Raw genomic sequence first — 18,032 nt, 5'->3', positions numbered from 1 at the left:
GCGCGGTGCCCCAACAGGTTTCTTTTCGATAGCTTGGCCGCAATGCCGACGGCCCGCTGCGAGCGGGCTAGCTGTGAGCTTTCAGGAGGTTGTCCATTCGACCGCAACCGTGAACGCTGATGTCGCCAAACACACAGTGATTCGCGGGGGATCGAATGGACACTCACAAGAATGCGCCTCTGACGCCCAAAGGTCGAGAGGCCATGGTGCGCAGTGTTGTTGAAGGAGGGCTCAGCAAGGCCGCAGCCACGCGCCAATTCAACATCACCAACGATTGTCGCCAAGTGGGTCACCCGCTTCCGCACAGAAGGCGTGGATGGGCTGCGGGATCGTTCCTCACGGCCCCATTCATTGCCAGGCCAAACCCCGGCAGCTACATGTGCCACTGTCGAGGCGTTGCGTCGGCAGCGCCACACGGGCAGGCAGATCGCTGCCGAAGTCGGAATATCGCCCGCAACCGTCAGCCGCATCCTGCGCTGGCTCGGCCTGAACAGGTTGGCCGAGCTGGAGCCGGCCGAGCCGATCCGCCGCTATGAGCGCGAGCACTCCGGCGAGCTTATCCACCTCGACATCAAGAAGCTCGGCCGGATCGGCTCTGTGGGACATCGCATCACCGGGCGGTATCCCGGCGCGATCAATCGCCACCATGGCATCGGCTGGGAGTTCGTCCATGTCTGCATCGACGATGCTTCACGCATCGCCTTCGTGCAGGTGATGGCCGATCAGCGCAAGGAAAGTGCAGTGGCTTTTCTTGAGGCCGCTGTCACTTACTTTGCCAGGCTCGGAGTCCGCGTCGAGCGCGTGATGACTGATAATGGCTCGTGCTACCGCTCAAGGATGTTCCGAGCAGCTTGCAGGCGCCTTGGTCTTTCACCAAATCTTCACCAGGCCATATACCCCGAAGACCAACGGCAAGGCCGAGCGCTTCATCCAAACTTCCCTTCGCGAATGGGCATATGCCCGCGCCTACCAGAACTCAGATCAACGATCAGCCGAGCTGGTGCATTGGCTCATCGCTACAATTGGCATCGGCCGCATGGTAGTCTGAAGGCCAACACTCCCATCAGCCGACTCGGTTTAGCCAGGAACAACCTCTTGAGGCCCTACATAGACCAATGTCAACAGACGATATCATCCACCCTTAAAGCGATTGTGCCAGCCGGATGCCCTCGTCAATCGCGCGTAAGGCGTCCAGTTCGGTGGCTTCCTTGGCCCCGCCGACTACTGTGGCCGGGATGCCGCGCTCAATCAGTGCGGCGTGAAGCGCGCGCTCAGACTCCTGCCCGGTGCAAAGCACGATCGTGTCAGCTGCGATGACCTGACGTCGGCCGGCGATCTTGATGTGTAGGCCCTCATCGTCGATTCGCTCATAGCTGACGCCGCCCAACATCTCGACGCCGTATTTGCGTAGCGCGTTGCGAACGATCCAGCCCGTGGAAACGCCGAGTCCGTCACCGGGCTTAGTGGTCTTACGCTGCAGCATGACGACTTTGCGGGTGCCGCCCACCGGTGCTTGCGGATCAGCCTTGAGCGCGCCGGGCGCGGAGAAATTTCCATCCACGCCCCAAGTGTCGAAAAAAGCCTCGCTGCCGTTAGCCTCGGCGGTAGGAGTGACGAGAAACTCGGCCACGTCGAAGCCGATCCCGCCAGCGCCCACGATGGCGACGGTCTTTCCCGCGACCCGTGTGCCCGATAGGATTTCCGCATAGGTTGCCACCTTGGGATGGTCAACGCCCGGCAGATCGGGGATGCGGGGGCTGACGCCGGTAGCAATCACCACATGATCGTACCCGCTCAGATCCTCGGGGGAGGCGCGGCGGCCAAGATGCAGGTTGACCCCGTGCTTGTCTACCTGGCGTCGGAAGTAACGCAGAGTGTCGTCGAACTCATTCTTGCCAGGAACTGCGCGCGCCAGCGTAAGCTGTCCTCCGAGCGTTTGAGAAACTTCGAACAACGAAACAAAGTGACCGCGTCGCGCCGCTTCCGTTGCGGTAGCCATCCCCGCCGCGCCGCCGCCGACCACCGCGATCTTTTTCCGGACCTCCGCGGGCGTATCGCGCAGCTCGGACTCGCGGCCAGCGCGAGGATTTACAAGGCAACTCACCGCGCGGCCAGAGAAGATGTAGTCCAGACAAGCCTGGTTGCAGGCGATGCAGGTATTGATCTCGTCCACTCGTCCATCGCGGACCTTGTTGGCGAAGAACGGATCGGCCAGCATTGGCCGCGCCATAGAGATGAGATCTGCATCGCCGCTCGCGAGGATGTCCTCGGCCATCTCCGCGGTGCTGATGCGGTTGGACGCGACCACGGGGATGGAGACGGCAGCGCGGACCCGTGCGGCGGCCTTGCGCCAAGCTCCTCGTGGCACGGGGTAGGCGATAGTAGGCACGCGGGCCTCGTGCCAGCCAATTCCAGTGTTGATAATGTCGGCACCTGCGGCCTCCACCTTGCGGGCAAGGGCGGCGATCTCATCCGCCGGTGCGCCGTCTTCGATGAGATCGGCAGCCGAAATGCGATAGATGATCAGTAGATCCGGACCGCAGCGCTGGCGCACCGCGCGCACGACCTCGACAGGAAAACGATGGCGGTTCTCCGCGCTGCCGCCCCAAGCATCTTCGCGCTTGTTGGTGTGGGTCACCGTGAACTCGTTAATGAGATAGCCCTCGGATCCCATGATCTCCACACCGTCAAAGCCTGCAGCCTGCGCGTTCGCTGCCGCCTCGGCGAATTGGCTGATTGTGCGGAGAATGTCGCTATCGAGCATCTCGCGCGGGATATGGCGGTTGATTGGTGCCCGAATTGGGGAAGGCGCCACGCAGCCCGCAATCTTTGCATAGCGCCCTGCATGAAGGAGCTGCGCGCAGATGAGAGCGCCCTCGTGATGTACTGCATCGCAGATCGGGCGAAGCGCCTGGGCCTCTTCGGGATCGTCGAGCCGCGGTCCTTGAGCGTCAAGCACGCCTTCGGCGTTAGGCGAAAACCCCCCGGTGACGATGAGCGCAACGCCGCCGCGCGCACGTTCGACATAGAAGGCAAGTTGCGCGGCGATCGGGTCGGGCTTGCATTCGAGCTTGGTATGCATTGAACCCATGATGATCCGGTTGCGCATTTCGTGGCGCCCGACCTTGAGCGGTGAGAGCAATCTGGCGTAGGTCGACGAAGCCGTCGTGTTCATAATTTTCCTCCCTTTGGCACTTGCCGGGTATTCTAACGTTTGTTAGGTTTCTTGGAAAGTCGATTTAAGACGCTCCGCGGGAGGATCATTCAATGCCCTTTCAGCCGACCGAAGATCAGTTCGCCTTTCGGGAGGTCGCACGGCGTTTTGCGCGCGAAAGATTGGCCGATGGCTATCAAAAGCGCGCCAAAGGCCATGTCCTCGATCGGGGACTGATCCGTGAAATGGGCTCGCTCGGTCTGATTGCGCCGGATCTTCCTGAGAAGTTTGGCGGAATGGGTGAAAGCTCCGTCACGGCCGGGTTGATCACCGAACAGATCGCCTATGCCGATTTCAACGTCAGCTACGTGCAACTCCTGGGCTCGCTCATGGGCGGCATGGTCGCAAAACACGCCTCGGAGGACATCGCCCGCGATTGGGTGCCGCGAGTGATTGCAGGGGACGCGGTGATCGGACTTGGCCTTACCGAACCACGCGGCGGTTCGGACGCGGCAAATCTTCAGCTGCGCGCCGAGAAGTCAGGTAATGGCTGGCGGCTGAATGGCGAAAAGACCTCCATGAGCTTTGCTGCGCAGGCAGACGCTGCAGTTGTCTTCGCCCGCACCGGCGATCCAAAAGGCGGGTCGCGTGGCGTCAGCGCTTTCTTTGTTAACCTGACGGAAAAGGGGATCAAGCGGACCCATTTTGACGACATCGGCACCAAGCCGGTCGGCCGTGGCTCGGTTTTCTTCGATGATGTCCATGTGCCGGCTGAATGCTTGATGGGCGAACAGGACCGAGCCTTCGGGACCATCATGGCGGGCTTCGACTATAGCCGCGCGCTGATCGGGCTGGAGTGCCTCGGTCCGGCGCAGGCCTCTGTCGACGAGACCTGGGCCTATGTCCAGGAACGCGAGGCGTTCGGCGCGCCGTTGGCTCAATATCAGGGCGTCACCTTTCCGCTCGCCGAGGCCGAGACGCAACTGACGATGATGCGCCAGCTCTGTTACTATACCCTCGACCTGCGCGATCGCGGCATGCCGCATACGGCCGAGGCGGCCATGTGCAAATGGTATGTGCCAAAGACTGCCTGCGAGATCATCCACCAGTGCCTGATTTTGCACGGGCACTATGGCTACACAACCGACCTGCCGCACCATCAGCGTCACAACGACGTGCTCGGGCTTCAAATCGGCGACGGCACGGCGCAAATCCAGAAGCTCGTCATAGCGCGCGAGAAGGTAGGGCGCGTGGCGCTCCAATACGACAAGAGAGCGAAGGGGGCGGGAAAATGAGCGTTCCGGTCAAGATCCGAACCGAAGGCAGCACCGGGATCATCGAGTTGAGCCGGCCGGAGAAGCTCAACTGTCTTTCGCTCGAGGTACATCAGCTTATCGATGCCGGTCGTGCGAAATTTGAGGCCGACCGCTCGGTTCGCGCTGTTCTGATCTGCGCCCAGGGCAAACATTTTTGCACCGGAGCTGACCTCGTCGAAGTGAAAGGCAAGATGGACGATCCGGCGGCGCTGGATCGCTTCATTGGTTTCGGCATAGGCGTGTTGCGCCGGCTCGAGCAGAGTCCCCTACCGGTGGTCGTGGCGGTCCAGGGGCTGTGCCTGGCGGGGGGCATCGAATTGATGCTGTCGTGCGACGTCTGCTTCGCGGCGGAGACCGCGCAATTTGGTGATCAGCATGCGCAGTTCGGTCTCATTCCGGGTTGGGGCGGCAGTCAGCGGTTGGTCCGTCTTATGGGACTGCGCCGAGCGCTCGATCTGATGTTCTCTGCGCGTTGGTTGAAGGCGGACGAGGCCAAGGAGGCTGGACTCGTAAACTATGTCGTGGCCGATGATCAACTCCACAGCGCGGCCTTGGCTTACTGCCAGAAGATCGGCACGCGCTCGCGGCAGGGCATGGCTGAGATGAAACGGCTGGGTCGCGAGGGTCTGGAACTGACGCTCGACCAAAGCATGCGTCTTGAGCGCGACGCTGCATTGCGTCACCTGCCGGGAGCGGAGGTGGCCGAAGGGCTGGATGCCTTCGCCAATCGCCGCGAGCCGAGATTTGAACAATAACACCGCGTCGGAGTTCAATATGGATTTCAACTTGAACGATGAGCAGCGCCAGATCTACGAATACGGCGCCCAGTTGGCACAGCGTTTCGACAACGCCTATTGGCTCGATCATGCGCGTCGGCATGTTTTTCCGCGAGAGATGTTCTCTAAGATCGCCGATGATGGATTTCTGGGGCTTATGGTGCCTCAAGAGTTTGGCGGGGCCGGCCTCGGCATGACTGAGATGGCTTTGTTCATGGAGGGGACGGCCAATCACGGTATTCCGCTTCTGATGATGGTCGTCGGGCCGACCATGTCCTTGGCGCATATTGCGAACCATGGAAGCGAGTTCCAGAAAAAGGAGCTCCTGCCGCGGGCTTGTCGTGGCGAAATCCAGTTCTGTTTTGCGATCACAGAGCCCGGAGCTGGTTCGAACACGATCAAGGCTCGAACATTGGCAAGGCAAAGAGGTAACCGCTTTTCATTATCGGGGGAAAAGACCTTTATTACCGGCGCTGATGTCGCGGACTACTGCTTGGTAGTAGCCCGTACCAAGCCGCACGAAGAGGTCAAGCGCAAGACCGATGGCTTCACGCTTTTTGCGGTCGATCTGAAAAAGAAAGGCGTCGACAAACAACGGGTGAAGATTTCGATTCCACTACCCGAAGAACAATGGACGCTATTTTTCGACGAGGTTGATCTTGGTCCCGAAGATGTTGTGGGCCAAGTGGACGAAGGCTTTTCGATTCTTTTCGACTCGCTTAACCCCGAGCGCATCATCCTGGCTGCTCTATGCTGCGGAATTGGCCGATTCGCGCTAAATAAAGGCGTCGCCTATGCGTCGCAGCGCAACGTTTTCGGCCAGCCGATCGGTGCGCATCAGGGTGTCCAACATCCGATGGCCAAGGCCCACACCGCAGTCGAAATGGCGAGCCTCATGACCCGCCGCGCCGCTTGGGAATTCGACAACAGCCTACCCGCTGGCGCCTCGTCCAATATGGCCAAATATGCTGCGGCGGAGGCTGGCATCGAGGCGGTGGATGCGGCGCTCCAGGCTCATGGCGGATCGGGGTTTACCGAAGATACCGGCATTTACGAGCTATATCCACTGATGCGCTTGCTGCGCACGGCCCCAGTGAACCGCGAGCTTTGTCTGAGTTTCATCGGCGAAAAGATCATGGGCCTGCCACGCTCTTACTGAGAGCTGCGGATCGGCAAGGAGGTTAAGCAATGAATCTCGGGATGCGTTTCCGACGAGCGGACGCTCACGACAAGTCAAGCGCGCGCTGCTGGCATGCGATCGAAACAACGCCGCTCAGCGAAGTCCGACGCATTCAAGAAGAGAAGCTGATCGCGCAGATGGCCTACTTGCAGGCCAACTCGGAATTCTATCAGAAGAAGCTGGGCGCGGCCGGTGCGAGGTTCGACGACGTGCGCACTATCGATGATCTGCAGAAGCTGCCCTACACGTTCAAAGCGGAGATCCGCGACAGTCTTGCCGCTCGCAAGCCTTTCGGCCTCCACCTCGCGGCCAAGCCCGAAGATATAATTCAGATGCAGGCGTCCTCCGGCACTACAGGCAGCCCATCTTACGTGGCTCTGACCGAATCCGACGCCGCAATGTGGCATGAAATGTCGGCACGCTGTTTTTTCGCAACCGGCGTGCGGCCCGGCGACATGGTGCTGCATGCCTTCTCGCTGGCCAAAGGCTTTGTTGGCGGCATCCCGGTCATGCAAGGTTTGCAATACTTGGGCGCCATCGACATCCCGATTGGTGCCGATGGCGGTGCCGACCGTCTCATCCGAGCTTGTGCCGACATCCGCCCGCGCTGCGTGGTCGGTGCGCCAAACTTTGTTCTGCACTTGGGTGAGAAAGCGCCTGAGATCCTTGGCATTCCCGCATCGCAGCTTGGCGTCGAGCGGGTCATCGTGGGTGGCGAGCCGGGCGGTGGCATCCCCACCGTCCGCCGCCGCATTGAGGAGCTGTGGGGCGCAAAATGCACCGAGTTACTTGGTGGCACGGACCTCGGTGTGACCTATTGGGCCGAGTGCGACGAACAGTCGGGCATGCACATGGTCAGTATGGACTACATTATTACCGAGCTGCTCGACCCCGAAACTGGCAAGATTATCCCGTTCCAGGACGGGGCCCGTGGTGAGATGGTCTATACGGCGATAGGCCGTCAGGCGAGCCCGCTGCTGCGCTTCCGCTCCGGCGACTACATTGACGTCCTGGCCACCAGCTGCTCGTGCGGGCGAACAGGGCCAAAGATCCGTTGTATCGGTCGCGCCGACGATATGCTGATTGTCCGCGGTGCCAACGTCTTCCCCTCAGCCATCCACAGCATCATCAACGAAATGATGCCCGAGACCAACGGGGTTGTCCGCGTTGTTGCCGATTTCGAGGGGCATACGACGCAGTCGGCACTCAAAATCATTGTCGAACGCGGACCCCACCGTCCGCCCAACAGGGACGACGAACTAAGAAACAAGATCGAGACGCGTCTTCGCGATGCGCTGGTATTCAAGGCCGACGTCCGCATTGTGAAGCCCGACACATTCGAGAAACCCGGCGCGGCGAAGGTTGCGCTCACTCTTCGCAAATACCCCGATCTGTCATGACAATCCTTAAATCACTTCTCGATAAGGGTTCGGAGAATTTCCGGGCCAATGAGACGCACTATCGCGCGAGAATCAAAAGGCTGCACGAACTGCGGCTGGAGCAACGTGCCGGCGGCCCGCTGAAGGCACGGGAGCGACACGAGGAGAAGGGCAAGGTCCTGCCGCGTGATCGCGTCGAACGGCTGATTGATTCAGGCACCCCCTTTTTGGAACTGGGTGAACTTGCGGGCTTGAATAAATATGAAGGCGTGCCCCCTGGCGCTGGCATCATTACCGGCATCGGCATGATCGAGGGCCGGCATTGCATGATTATTGCAAACGACGCCACCGTAAAGGGCGGCACTTATTTCGGGATGACGAGCAAGAAACACGTTCGCGCCCAGCGCGTCGCTTGGACCAACCGGCTGCCAGTGATCACACTGGTCGACAGTGGTGGGGCTTTTCTGCCCGAACAAGCAAATATTTTTCCCGACGAAGGCCAGTTCGGCTCCATCTTCCACAACCAAGTGGGCATGTCGGGCGATGGCATACCGCAGATTGCTGTTGTGATGGGACCATGTACCGCGGGTGGTGCCTATATCCCGGCATTATGCGATGAGGTCGTGATCGTGCGCGGGCAAGGATTTATGTATCTTGGCGGGCCCGAATTAACGTTTGCCGCGACTGGCGAGAAGGTCGACGCCGAGACTTTGGGCGGCGGGAAGATGCATTGCGCGATCTCCGGCGTGACCGACCACTTGGCCGAGAATGACGCCCATGCGCTGGCGATTACTCGGCAAATCGTGGCACATCTGGGCGAAAAGACCAGTCCTCGGAAAATCCCCATCGTTCCGAAGCCTCCCGTTTATCCGGTTGATGAAATTTACGGCATCGTCAGTCGTGACGCCAAGGTACCGACGGATAATCGCGAAATCGTCGCGCGGCTGGTCGATGGCAGCGAATTGCACGAGTTCAAGCCGCTGTATGGCGACACATTAATAACTGGTTGGGCTCGCATTCACGGCCATGAGGTCGGCATCCTGGCCAACAACGGAGTGCTTTTCGTCGAGGCAGCTCTGAAAGCGGCTCATTTTATAAATCTATGCGTGCAACGCGACATTCCGCTGGTCTTTCTCGTCGACGTTAATGGGTTCATGGTCGGTCGCGAAGTGGAACAGGCGGGCATCGCTAAGGCTGGCGCCAAGATGATCACTGCTATGTCGTCGGCCCGCGTGCCGAAGTTTACGGTGATTACCGGCGGCTCCTACGGCGCGGGCTACCTCGCTATGTTGGGCCGACCGTTTCAGCCGGACGCCATGTTTGCCTGGCCGAACGGACGCGCGGCTATCATGGGGCCAGAGCAGGCAGCGAGCGTGCTGGCCCAAGTGCGTGCCCAGATCAATGACCGCGAAGGTAAAATTTGGACGGCCGAAGAGGAAGAGGTCTTTAAAGCTCCAATTCGCCGGGAGTACGAGACATTTCAAGACGCGTACAATTTCGCTTCGAATCTTTGGATCGACGGCGTTATCGAACCCGCTGAAACGCGCGATGTGCTGGCGCTGCTTCTGGATGTAGCTTCCCGACGTCCGAAGGTCGACAGTCACTTCGGCGTTTTTCGGTTTTAGGTGCGCGACACCATGCGTATTAAGTCTCTTCTCATTGCCAACCGCGGCGAAATCGCATGCCGGATCGCACGCACGGCTCGCTCGCTCGGAATCGTTCCGATCGGCGTCCATTCTGACGCTGACGCCGAGGCGTTGCATGTGCGCGAAGTCGGTCGGTCGCTCAGGATCGGAGGCGGACCGGCTGTCGAAAGTTATCTGCGGATCGACGCGGTGATAGCGGCCGCTCGGCAAGCCGGCGCGGACGCAATCCATCCCGGCTATGGCTTCCTCGCGGAAAATCCGGACTTCGCTCGTGCGGTGGAGGCCGCCGGTATGATCTTCGTCGGCCCTACCGCCGAGACACTACAGCGGTTCGGCGACAAGGCCAGTGCTAAAAAGGCCGCGACAGCCGCCGGCGTGCCGGTCATTCCCGGAGGCCATGGTGTCATGTCCGACCCCGATCAAATCGCACGGGCGGTACGAGAAGTTGGGCTTCCGGCTCTTTTGAAGGCCGTTGGGGGCGGCGGTGGGCGCGGTCAGAGGCTGATCGACAATGAGGCTACGCTGAAGGCCGACATCGAGAGCGCGCAGCGCGAGGCGAAATCCGCTTTCGGCTCCGAGGGACTTTTGCTCGAGCGCTTCCTGCCTGCGGCGCGCCATGTCGAAATACAAATCGCCGGTGATGGCACAGGCCACGTGGTGCACCTCTTCGAACGCGACTGCACGCTACAGCGCCGCCATCAGAAGGTGATCGAGGAAGCTCCCGCCTGGGGTCTCCCGCGGCCACTTCTCGATCACATCGCCCAGGATGCGGTCCGGCTTGCGGAGGCGCTGAACTATCGTGGGCTAGGCACTGTCGAGTTTCTAGTGCTAGGCGAAGAGTACTTTTTTCTGGAGGTCAATCCCCGAATCCAAGTCGAGCATCCGGTAACCGAAGCGGTCACCGGATTGGACCTCGTGGCGCTGCAGCTGCGCATCGCAGAGGGCGCAGGCTTGGGCCTGACCCAAGATCAGATCACCTGCACGGGGCATGCTGTGGAGGCTCGGCTCTACGCCGAGGATCCGCGGATGCAGTTCTCTCCTTCAACAGGGCGGATCACGGCGATTTCGCTGCCCGACGGTCTTAGGATTGATAGTGGCGTTGAGGCAGGCGACAGTGTTAGCCCTTTCTATGATCCGATGATTGCAAAGCTCATCGTGCATCATTCCGATCGGGATGCGGCGCTGGCGCGCCTGGCTCAAGCGTTGGATCACGTGGTTGTGGACGGGGTCGAGACGAACCGTACCTTTCTTGCTGCACTCACCCGAGACGCCGATTTTGCGCGAATGCAGGTGCATACCCGCTGGATCGACAGTTGCATCAATGCACTAACCGCCGCTCCGCAGCGCTCGGATGGGCGGCTGTGGCAGGCGGTGGCCGCCGTTCTGTTCGTCACCCGTGGCCGCGCCGACGGCGATGCCAACCCTTGGCGCAACCGTGATAGGTTTACCGGTTGGCGGCTCGGCCTTGGCGGCGCTCTGGACGAGGCAGGCCAGCGTGTGATCCTCGCGCATCCGGGAACATCCGGCAAAGAGCTGCGCGTCAGCCCGGTGGGAAATGACAACCTCTTTGTTGTCTACAGCGACGACAGCATGCCCTTGGCGCTGAACGCAACTGAGCTTCGATGCGGCCGCTTGCAGATCACGCATGAGGACGAAACGATTACCATCGAAGCGCGCGTCCGAGGCAATTCGATCGAAATCGACACGCCTGGCGGCCGTCTGCTGTACCAAGCGTCGACATCGCTGGCTTTCGCTGAAGTAGATAGCACTGCGGACCGCATTCTCGTGTCTCCTCTAACCGGCACAATTGTGAAGGTATTGATCGACGAGGGGGCCTCAGTAGCGGCCGGCGAGGTTGTGGCGATCCTGGAGTCCATGAAGCTTGAGATCTCGATAAAGGCGATGGTTTCGGGAGTGGCGAAAAATATATCCATCTCGCGAGGCGCAATGGTGGACCGAGGGCAGCCAATCGTCGAGATAACTCCCTTAGAAAGTGAGAGTTCATGAGCGATTTTCCAAAATTCGTCGAGTTTAGAGAAGAGGGACCCCGCGAGGGGTTTCAGATCGAAAAAAAGATCTACCCGATCGAAGAACGGGTCGAACTGATCGATATGCTCAGCGAAACCGGGCTGAAGCGGATTCAGGTAGGTAGCTTCGTCAACACCCAAAAGGTGCCCCAAATGGCCGATACAGCCGAGCTGTTCAAGCGCATTAGGCGGGTGCATGGCGTAAGATACACGTCGCTCTGGCTGAACGACAAGGGCTTTCGCAAGGCGCTCGCAGCGCCTCAAGTCGATATCGATCCGCGGCTATTGTTCTATCCATCCGACACATTCTCGCGAAAGAACAACGATGCTTCCTCGATGGAGATGCGCGAGAAGCAGCGCGAATGGGTCAACCTCTACAAGCAGGAGGGCTACACTGTCGACACGGCATATGTGATGACCGCATTCGGATGCAACTTCGAAGGACCGATCCCGCAGGACCGGGTCTTAGACGATTTCCGTTTCGTGCTGGATCTCTGCGCAGAAGAAAATATTCCGCTACCGATCCTTGTTGTCGCCGACACGATGGGGTGGGGCAATCCTGAGGCAGTTAAGCGCATGATCGGGGCGATAAGGGAAATCAAGCCGGATGCGCGCATCGGCATGCACCTGCACGACACCAGGGGCCTCGGCATAGCCAACATCTATGCGGCGCTTTCTATGGGCGTTGACATGTTTGAGAGCTCCGTCGCTGGACTGGGCGGATGCCCGTTTGCCGGTCACGGCCATGCGCGCGCGGCCGGGAATGTCTGCACCGAAGATGCAGTTTTTTTGTGCCATGAACTGGGCATTGCGACTGGCGTCGATCTCGATAAGCTCATTGCCGCTTCCGTTTATGCCGAAAAGATAATTGGTTCACCACTAATGGGCCGTGTGATGCATTCCGGCGGACTCGATAAGTACCGTAAAGTTTAGCTGAGGAAAAAACCGAGATGGCTAAGTTGCTCGACGGAAGTGGTGCTGCGGCAACTCAATTTTAGATATGCTGCAAACCGTACGTCGACGGCGGTGTTAGCGTTCATTCGAAAAGGGCGGCCAAATCGCAGAGCGATCTATCACAACGGCAGGAATGCGACTTGGTTAGAGTGACCGAGGGAGGAATTGATGCCGGAAATACTCCTGGCTGCGGGTCAGGCCAACGTCTATGGCCTGTTCAGAACCTGTGCACGAAAACAGCCATCCAGTGCCGCGATCGAGTATGAGGGGCTAACCGTTTCATACGGTGACCTTCTGAAGAGGGTCGACGCGATTGCTTCCGCGCTGCTCGGCCGAGGTGTCAATCCTGGCGACCGTATCGCGATCCTTTCGCATAACCGTCCTGATTACGTCGAACTGCAGCTGGCTGCAGCTGCAATCGGGGCCATCGTTGCTTGCTTGAACTGGCGACTTTCGCCGGCTGAACTCAAGCATTGCATCGAACTGGTGGAACCGGTGATGGCTGTCGTCGAGCCGGAATTACATGCGACGTTTGCAGCCGTGTCGGAATTGCCGACAATCCAAGTCGGCCCTGAGTTGAGTCGAATGAGCTCGTCGGCCGCCCTCGATTCTCGGCTCGGCACGTTGCTTGAAAGTGATGAGGAGGGGCTGACCATTCTTTTCACCTCAGGAACCACGGGACTGCCCAAGGGCGCACTTGTCAGCCATCGCGCACATGTGGCGCGTGCGATGGCTTTTTCGGCTGAATTAATGCTGGACCCACGTGACGCGTTCGTTGCTTGGGCGCCCATGTTTCATATGGCATCGACCGACCATATGCTGGCGACACTCATGCGGGGTGGTACGGTCGTCATCATAAACGGCTTCCAGCCGGAAGCGATCAATATGGCGTTGTCTCAGCACAAGATTGGTTGGCTGGTGATGATGCCGGGTGTGGTCGACGCATTCATCGAAGAGCGAAAAGCGCGACCAACACCCATCAAAGGCATCAAAATCTGTGGCGCCATGGCGGATCTCGTACCGCGGCATCAAATTGCGGAATTGACCCGCCTGCTTGACGCTCCCTATCTGAATTCCTTCGGCGCAACGGAGACCGGTCTTCCGCCAGCAAGCGGTTCTGTAATAGAGGTCGGAGTGACGCCGACCGATCTCGCCAAACGCATTTCTTCATTCTGCGAGATCAGGCTGGTCGATCCGCTTGACAACGACGTACCTGATGGCGAGCCGGGTGAAATGGTGGTCCGAGGACCCACGCTTTTTTCGGGCTATTGGAATGCGCCGGAAACCAATGCTGTAGATTTCAGAGGCGGTATGTTCCATATGGGCGATACATTTCGGCGGCTTCCTGATGGACGTGTGGATTTCGTTGACCGGGTAAAATACATGATCAAGAGCGGAGGTGAAAACGTTTACCCAGCCGAGATCGAGCGAGTGTTACTGGCTCATCCAGCAGTTTTGGAAGCGGCGGTAGTCAAGGCTAGTGATCCAAAATGGGGAGAAAGGCCCGTAGCGTTCGTCGCTTGTGACGAGGCAAACATATCCGCCGATGAAATCTTGCGGCTCTGCAGCGAACGCCTCGCCGGATACAAACGGCCAAGGGAGATCCGGTTCATTGCGTTCGATGATTTTCCGCGTTCGACCAGCGGCAAAGTCCAGCGTCACGTTCTCGAAGATCGGCTGAAGGATCAAGCTTCTGGCAGCCGAACACGTAACGCTGACTGATCGGAACTGCTATGACGATCTAGGCTTTCGGCGGAACTACGAGGCCTTTGTATCGTACTTGATAATGTATTTGTTCTTTGCAGGCCGGTTAGTGCCAAGGTCTGTCACCTGCGTTATTGTCGGGCGATAAGCGATCGCGCTCTCAAGCGAGCAGAAAATGAAATAGCCCTTTGGCGACAGAAATCTCCGGCTCCGCCTGCCAACTCACGGCTTCGACGCTTGCCATCCGACGCCCTTTTCGTAAGACCGTCGCCCGCACATTCAACGGCTCTGCGATGGCGGGCCGCAGGTAGTCAACCGTAAGGTTGATTGGCTTCGGACTTCGATTCCTAAGATCTTGCCAAACTGCGACGGATGCCACCGCCTCCATAACACTGGCAATGATGCCGCCATGATAGTAGTTCATGACAGGATTACCTATATAGCTTTCGGAAAAGGGCATTTGGGCAGCGACGTGTCCCTCCTCAATGTTCACGATGGTAAAGCCGAGGAACCTGAAGAAGGGCCTCTTCATCAGTAGCGTGTTCGTTTCCTCGGGCGTCATTCTGGTTTCCGCGGTGTTGTCTGGATATCGAAAAGATTTCTCTCGCCTCGTGTGAGAGCGAAGGTAGCACAGCCACGTGCGACTTCGTCGCCCTTGTCATCATCGAACCAGATAACGCCGGAATTGAAGGCAATATGGCGGGTCTGGTGATAGCATTTGGCGCGGACCAACACGTCGGCGCGGGATTGTGCCGGTCGAAGATAATCCACGCGCAGATCAAGCGTGGCCATCGTGCTGATGTCGTCGATCGCGATGAAATTGACCAGCCCGAATACACTGTCCAGCAGCGCAGTCAGCACTCCGCCATGGAGAAGAGTTGGTGGCTCGTCGATACAAAAAGCGGGATTGAACGGCATCCGGACGGTTACGCCGTCAGGCCCGTGCCCCTCAATCCGCAAGTTCATGTGGGTAATGAAACCCTTGGCTCTCGTGATCCAGAGAGTGCTGATTTGCTCAAAGCGTTGCTGGTCTTTGAGGAGCATCGGTGCGACCTTAGCTGATGACTATTGAAAAAAATAAGCGCGGTTTCTTTCAGTTCATGGAGATTTTGACTCTTCGAGGGGAAGCGGCGTTGTCTTGACAACAGCAACCCATTTCAGTGCTTTCCTCTGTAGGCCGCTCGAGCGCCGTCAAAATGCGAGGGTGCGCAAGCAATACTCCGGATGCGGAACGGTTACAAAATCAGCCATGTCGGCGATCTCCGCGTTGACGGTTGGCAAACATTTCGGTGTTGATCATGTCACGGGCATCGTGTGCTAGGTGAAGGGTTTCGCCGCCGTCTACGTACCAATCTTCGCCGGTGATGAAGTTACCTAACTTCGACGCAAGAAAGACAATCGCGCCAGCGACATCCTCGGGCGCGCCCATGCGGTTGAGAACGGAGCGGTTAAACTCATTCCATTTCTGTGGTGGGATCGGATAGCGACCGAGCGCCTCCGTCTTTACAGTGCCGGGTGCTACGCAATTTAGCCGAATGCCGTATTGTGCCCACTCGGCGGCGAGGGTCTTCATCAGTCCGGTCACGCCGGCGCGTGCAGCGGCGGTATGAGCAAAGCCGGTCAACGCGGTGCGGCTGACCGCCGTCACGAATACGATGGAGCCGCCATGTTCGAACATGAAATGATCGGCGACAGCGCGCGTCATCTGCCATGATCCAACTAGATTGTTACGCACTACGGCCTCAAAACCCTTGTTGGTGATATCGCGTGCGGCGGCAACATATTGCCCACCAGCGTTGTTGACCAGGACATCCAGCTGCCCGTAATTCTCTTTAATCCGGCGCATCGCAGCAGTAACACTTGCTTCATCTCGGATGTCGCCTGAGATTACCAATGCTTCGCCGCCCTGGGCACGAATCATCTCGGCGGTTTGCTGCAGCGGATCCTCGCGGCGGGCGAAAAGCACGAGCTTTGCACCGCAGAATGCCATTTCAAGCGCGGTAGCGCGGCCCATGCCAGAGCCGCTTCCGGTGACAAGTGCAACCTGACCGAGCATTAAACTAGGGGCGAAGCGACTTCCGATTTCTCTCTTCATCTCCGCTTTCCAATATTATTCCCAGAACGACTCGCCGATGATGGTCAGATTGCCATTTCTTGCACACGTGCACTCTCCGCAGATGCAGCTTACCGAAGACGTTGACAAAAATCAAACGGATGTTAGAAAACGGCAATTGCTCTGGACGCATCCGCGACAGTAGCACCGGTGAACAGTCTGAGAAGAACGAATGAGGAGCCTTTCTTCATCACTCAACATCGCCTCTGAACGATTTATTCGCAACCGCGCTACACAAAAGGCGCGCATAGCGCTTCTGCGCGACCGAATGGCCGAGGCCACAGGTGGTGGACGGGTTGAAATTGTTGAGCGGCACCGCGCTCGCGGCAAGTTGCTGGTGCGCGAGCGCATCGACGTCCTGGTCGATCCCGGCTCGGCATTTCTGGAGCTTTCGAGCTTGGCGGCATGGGGGCAGTATGGCGGCGAGGTACCGGGTGCGGGCATCGTCACTGGCATTGGAATCATCCACGGCCTGCACTGCATGCTGATCGCCAACGACGCTACGGTCAAAGGCGGATCATTCTATCACGAGACGGTGCAGAAACACATTCGCGCACAGGAGATCGCTGACCAAAATCGGCTGCCTTGTCTCTATCTCGTTGACTGCGGCGGTGCCTATTTGCCCGAGCAGGACCGAGTGTTTCCTGGGGGGCGCGATTTCGGCAACGCCTTCTATCGGCAATGCAACATGTCGGCTTCGGGGCTGCCGCAGATATCGGCAGTGTTTGGCGGCTGCACCGCTGGTGGAGCTTATATTCCCGCGCTCTCTGACGAGGTCATCATGGTGCGCGGCAATGCCCGCATTCATCTGGGTGGCCCTTCGATTGTCAAGGTGGCGATCCGCGAGGAAGTCGATGGCGAGACCCTCGGGGGGGCCGAGATGCATACCCGCGTCTCGGGCGTGAGCGATCATCTAGCCGAAAACGAGCATCACGCGCTCGCACTCATGCGCGATATCGTCGCTAGTCTGGGGCTGACACGCCCAACCGCGCCCACAGCTCCACCGCGCCGTCCGCTTTATGATCCCGAGGAGCTTCTGGGTGTCGTGAGCGGCGACCGTAAGGAGCCCTATGACGTGCGCGAGCTCCTGTTGCGCATCATCGATGCCGGTGAGTTCCACGAATTCAAACCCGATTGGGGGGCAACGCTGGTCTGTGGCACTGCACGTATTCACGGCTATCAGGTCGGCATCTTGGGTAACAACGGCGCGCTTCTGTCGGACTCTTCGCTCAAGGGTGCACAGTTCGTCTCAATGTGCGATCAGAGAAATCTGCCCCTTATCTTCCTGCACAATGTCACAGGCTTCATGGTCGGCACGGAGGCCGAGCGCGGCGGCATCGCCAAGAATAGCGCCAAGCTGGTTTATGCCATGTCGGTGGCCAAAGTGCCCAAACTTTCGATGATCGTTGGCGGCTCCTATGGGGCGGGTAACTATGGAATGTGCGGCCGCGGATTTGCGCCGCGCTTCCTGTTTGCATGGCCGACGGCAGAAGTTGCCACCATGTCAGCGGACATCGCAGCAAGCGTGATGATGGAGTTGCGTCGTCAAAAGGGGGGCGACGAGAGGCAGATGCAGGCGGAGCTGGAGAAGATCGAGCTCGCAGTGCGCGCGCAATATGCGGAACAATCCGATCCTTACTATGCAACCTCGCGGCTGTGGGACGACGGTCTGATTGAGCCGGGTCAAACGCGCGACGTCCTCGGGCTGTGCCTGGCCATCGTGACCTCGGTGCCCGAGGCCGGGCGCCATACGCCCGTCTTTAGAATGTGAGACAATGCAACC

At 58.8% G+C, this 18,032-nt stretch carries 13 protein-coding genes and 1 pseudogene; 10 read left to right on the top strand and 4 right to left on the bottom strand.

Annotated elements, in window-relative coordinates:
- Positions 1-155 precede the first annotated feature (155 nt).
- Positions 156-1,101 (top strand): annotated as a pseudogene (locus ACVIJ6_RS37570) (IS481 family transposase); the annotation flags it as partial.
- Between the two features lie 40 nt (positions 1,102-1,141).
- Here ACVIJ6_RS37570 and ACVIJ6_RS37565 read toward each other — a convergent pair.
- Positions 1,142-3,175 carry an NADPH-dependent 2,4-dienoyl-CoA reductase gene (locus ACVIJ6_RS37565; RefSeq protein WP_057199265.1) on the bottom strand — a complete coding sequence of 678 codons (2,034 nt, stop codon included), beginning with the start codon at positions 3,173-3,175 and terminating at the stop codon, positions 1,142-1,144.
- Between the two features lie 92 nt (positions 3,176-3,267).
- On the opposite strand from ACVIJ6_RS37565, the gene ACVIJ6_RS37560 reads away from it, so the two are divergent.
- From ACVIJ6_RS37560 to ACVIJ6_RS37525, 8 genes are all read left to right on the top strand, one after another.
- Positions 3,268-4,449, top strand: a complete 1,182-nt coding sequence (locus tag ACVIJ6_RS37560; RefSeq protein ID WP_057199264.1) for an acyl-CoA dehydrogenase family protein — start codon at positions 3,268-3,270, stop codon at positions 4,447-4,449.
- Positions 4,446-5,225, top strand: a complete 780-nt coding sequence (locus tag ACVIJ6_RS37555; protein ID WP_057199263.1) for an enoyl-CoA hydratase/isomerase family protein — start codon at positions 4,446-4,448, stop codon at positions 5,223-5,225. Before ACVIJ6_RS37560 ends, ACVIJ6_RS37555 begins: the two co-directional genes overlap by 4 nt.
- A 19-nt stretch (positions 5,226-5,244) precedes the next feature.
- The gene (locus ACVIJ6_RS37550) at positions 5,245-6,405 is read left to right on the top strand and encodes an acyl-CoA dehydrogenase family protein (protein ID WP_024343085.1); all 1,161 of its coding nucleotides are present in this window, start codon (positions 5,245-5,247) and stop codon (positions 6,403-6,405) included.
- 29 nt (positions 6,406-6,434) lie between these two features.
- Positions 6,435-7,826: a phenylacetate--CoA ligase family protein gene (locus ACVIJ6_RS37545; RefSeq protein WP_057199262.1), complete on the top strand. Its 1,392-nt coding sequence runs from the start codon at positions 6,435-6,437 to the stop codon at positions 7,824-7,826.
- Positions 7,823-9,430, top strand: a complete 1,608-nt coding sequence (locus tag ACVIJ6_RS37540; protein ID WP_057199261.1) for an acyl-CoA carboxylase subunit beta — start codon at positions 7,823-7,825, stop codon at positions 9,428-9,430. Before ACVIJ6_RS37545 ends, ACVIJ6_RS37540 begins: the two co-directional genes overlap by 4 nt.
- A 12-nt stretch (positions 9,431-9,442) precedes the next feature.
- Positions 9,443-11,458 carry an acetyl/propionyl/methylcrotonyl-CoA carboxylase subunit alpha gene (locus ACVIJ6_RS37535; RefSeq protein WP_057199306.1) on the top strand — a complete coding sequence of 672 codons (2,016 nt, stop codon included), beginning with the start codon at positions 9,443-9,445 and terminating at the stop codon, positions 11,456-11,458.
- Complete coding sequence (locus tag ACVIJ6_RS37530) at positions 11,455-12,411, top strand: hydroxymethylglutaryl-CoA lyase (protein ID WP_024343089.1); 957 nt, start codon at positions 11,455-11,457, stop codon at positions 12,409-12,411. The genes ACVIJ6_RS37535 and ACVIJ6_RS37530 overlap by 4 nt, the downstream gene beginning before the upstream one ends.
- A 189-nt stretch (positions 12,412-12,600) precedes the next feature.
- Positions 12,601-14,154 (top strand): class I adenylate-forming enzyme family protein, encoded by a 1,554-nt coding sequence (locus tag ACVIJ6_RS37525; RefSeq protein ID WP_057199260.1) that lies wholly within the window; start codon positions 12,601-12,603, stop codon positions 14,152-14,154.
- Positions 14,155-14,296: 142 nt separating this feature from the next.
- Here the strand turns inward: ACVIJ6_RS37525 and ACVIJ6_RS37520 are convergent, their stop codons facing one another.
- The 3 genes from ACVIJ6_RS37520 to ACVIJ6_RS37510 form a co-directional block, all read right to left on the bottom strand.
- Positions 14,297-14,698, bottom strand: coding sequence for a PaaI family thioesterase (locus ACVIJ6_RS37520; RefSeq protein ID WP_057199259.1), 402 nt, complete (start codon positions 14,696-14,698; stop codon positions 14,297-14,299).
- On the bottom strand, positions 14,695-15,180 hold the full coding sequence (locus ACVIJ6_RS37515; protein ID WP_057199258.1) for a PaaI family thioesterase: 486 nt from the start codon (positions 15,178-15,180) through the stop codon (positions 14,695-14,697). The genes ACVIJ6_RS37520 and ACVIJ6_RS37515 overlap by 4 nt, the downstream gene beginning before the upstream one ends.
- A gap of 199 nt (positions 15,181-15,379) precedes the next feature.
- Complete coding sequence (locus ACVIJ6_RS37510; RefSeq protein ID WP_057199257.1) at positions 15,380-16,231, bottom strand: SDR family NAD(P)-dependent oxidoreductase; 852 nt, start codon at positions 16,229-16,231, stop codon at positions 15,380-15,382.
- Between the two features lie 190 nt (positions 16,232-16,421).
- On the opposite strand from ACVIJ6_RS37510, the gene ACVIJ6_RS37505 reads away from it, so the two are divergent.
- Positions 16,422-18,020 carry an acyl-CoA carboxylase subunit beta gene (locus tag ACVIJ6_RS37505; RefSeq protein ID WP_057199256.1) on the top strand — a complete coding sequence of 533 codons (1,599 nt, stop codon included), beginning with the start codon at positions 16,422-16,424 and terminating at the stop codon, positions 18,018-18,020.
- The last annotated feature ends 12 nt before the right edge of the window (positions 18,021-18,032 follow it).

Source organism: Bradyrhizobium sp. USDA 4369, assembly GCF_054056435.1.
Note: the sequence above shows the minus strand (reverse complement) of the source record. Positions and strands in the feature narration are given on the sequence as shown.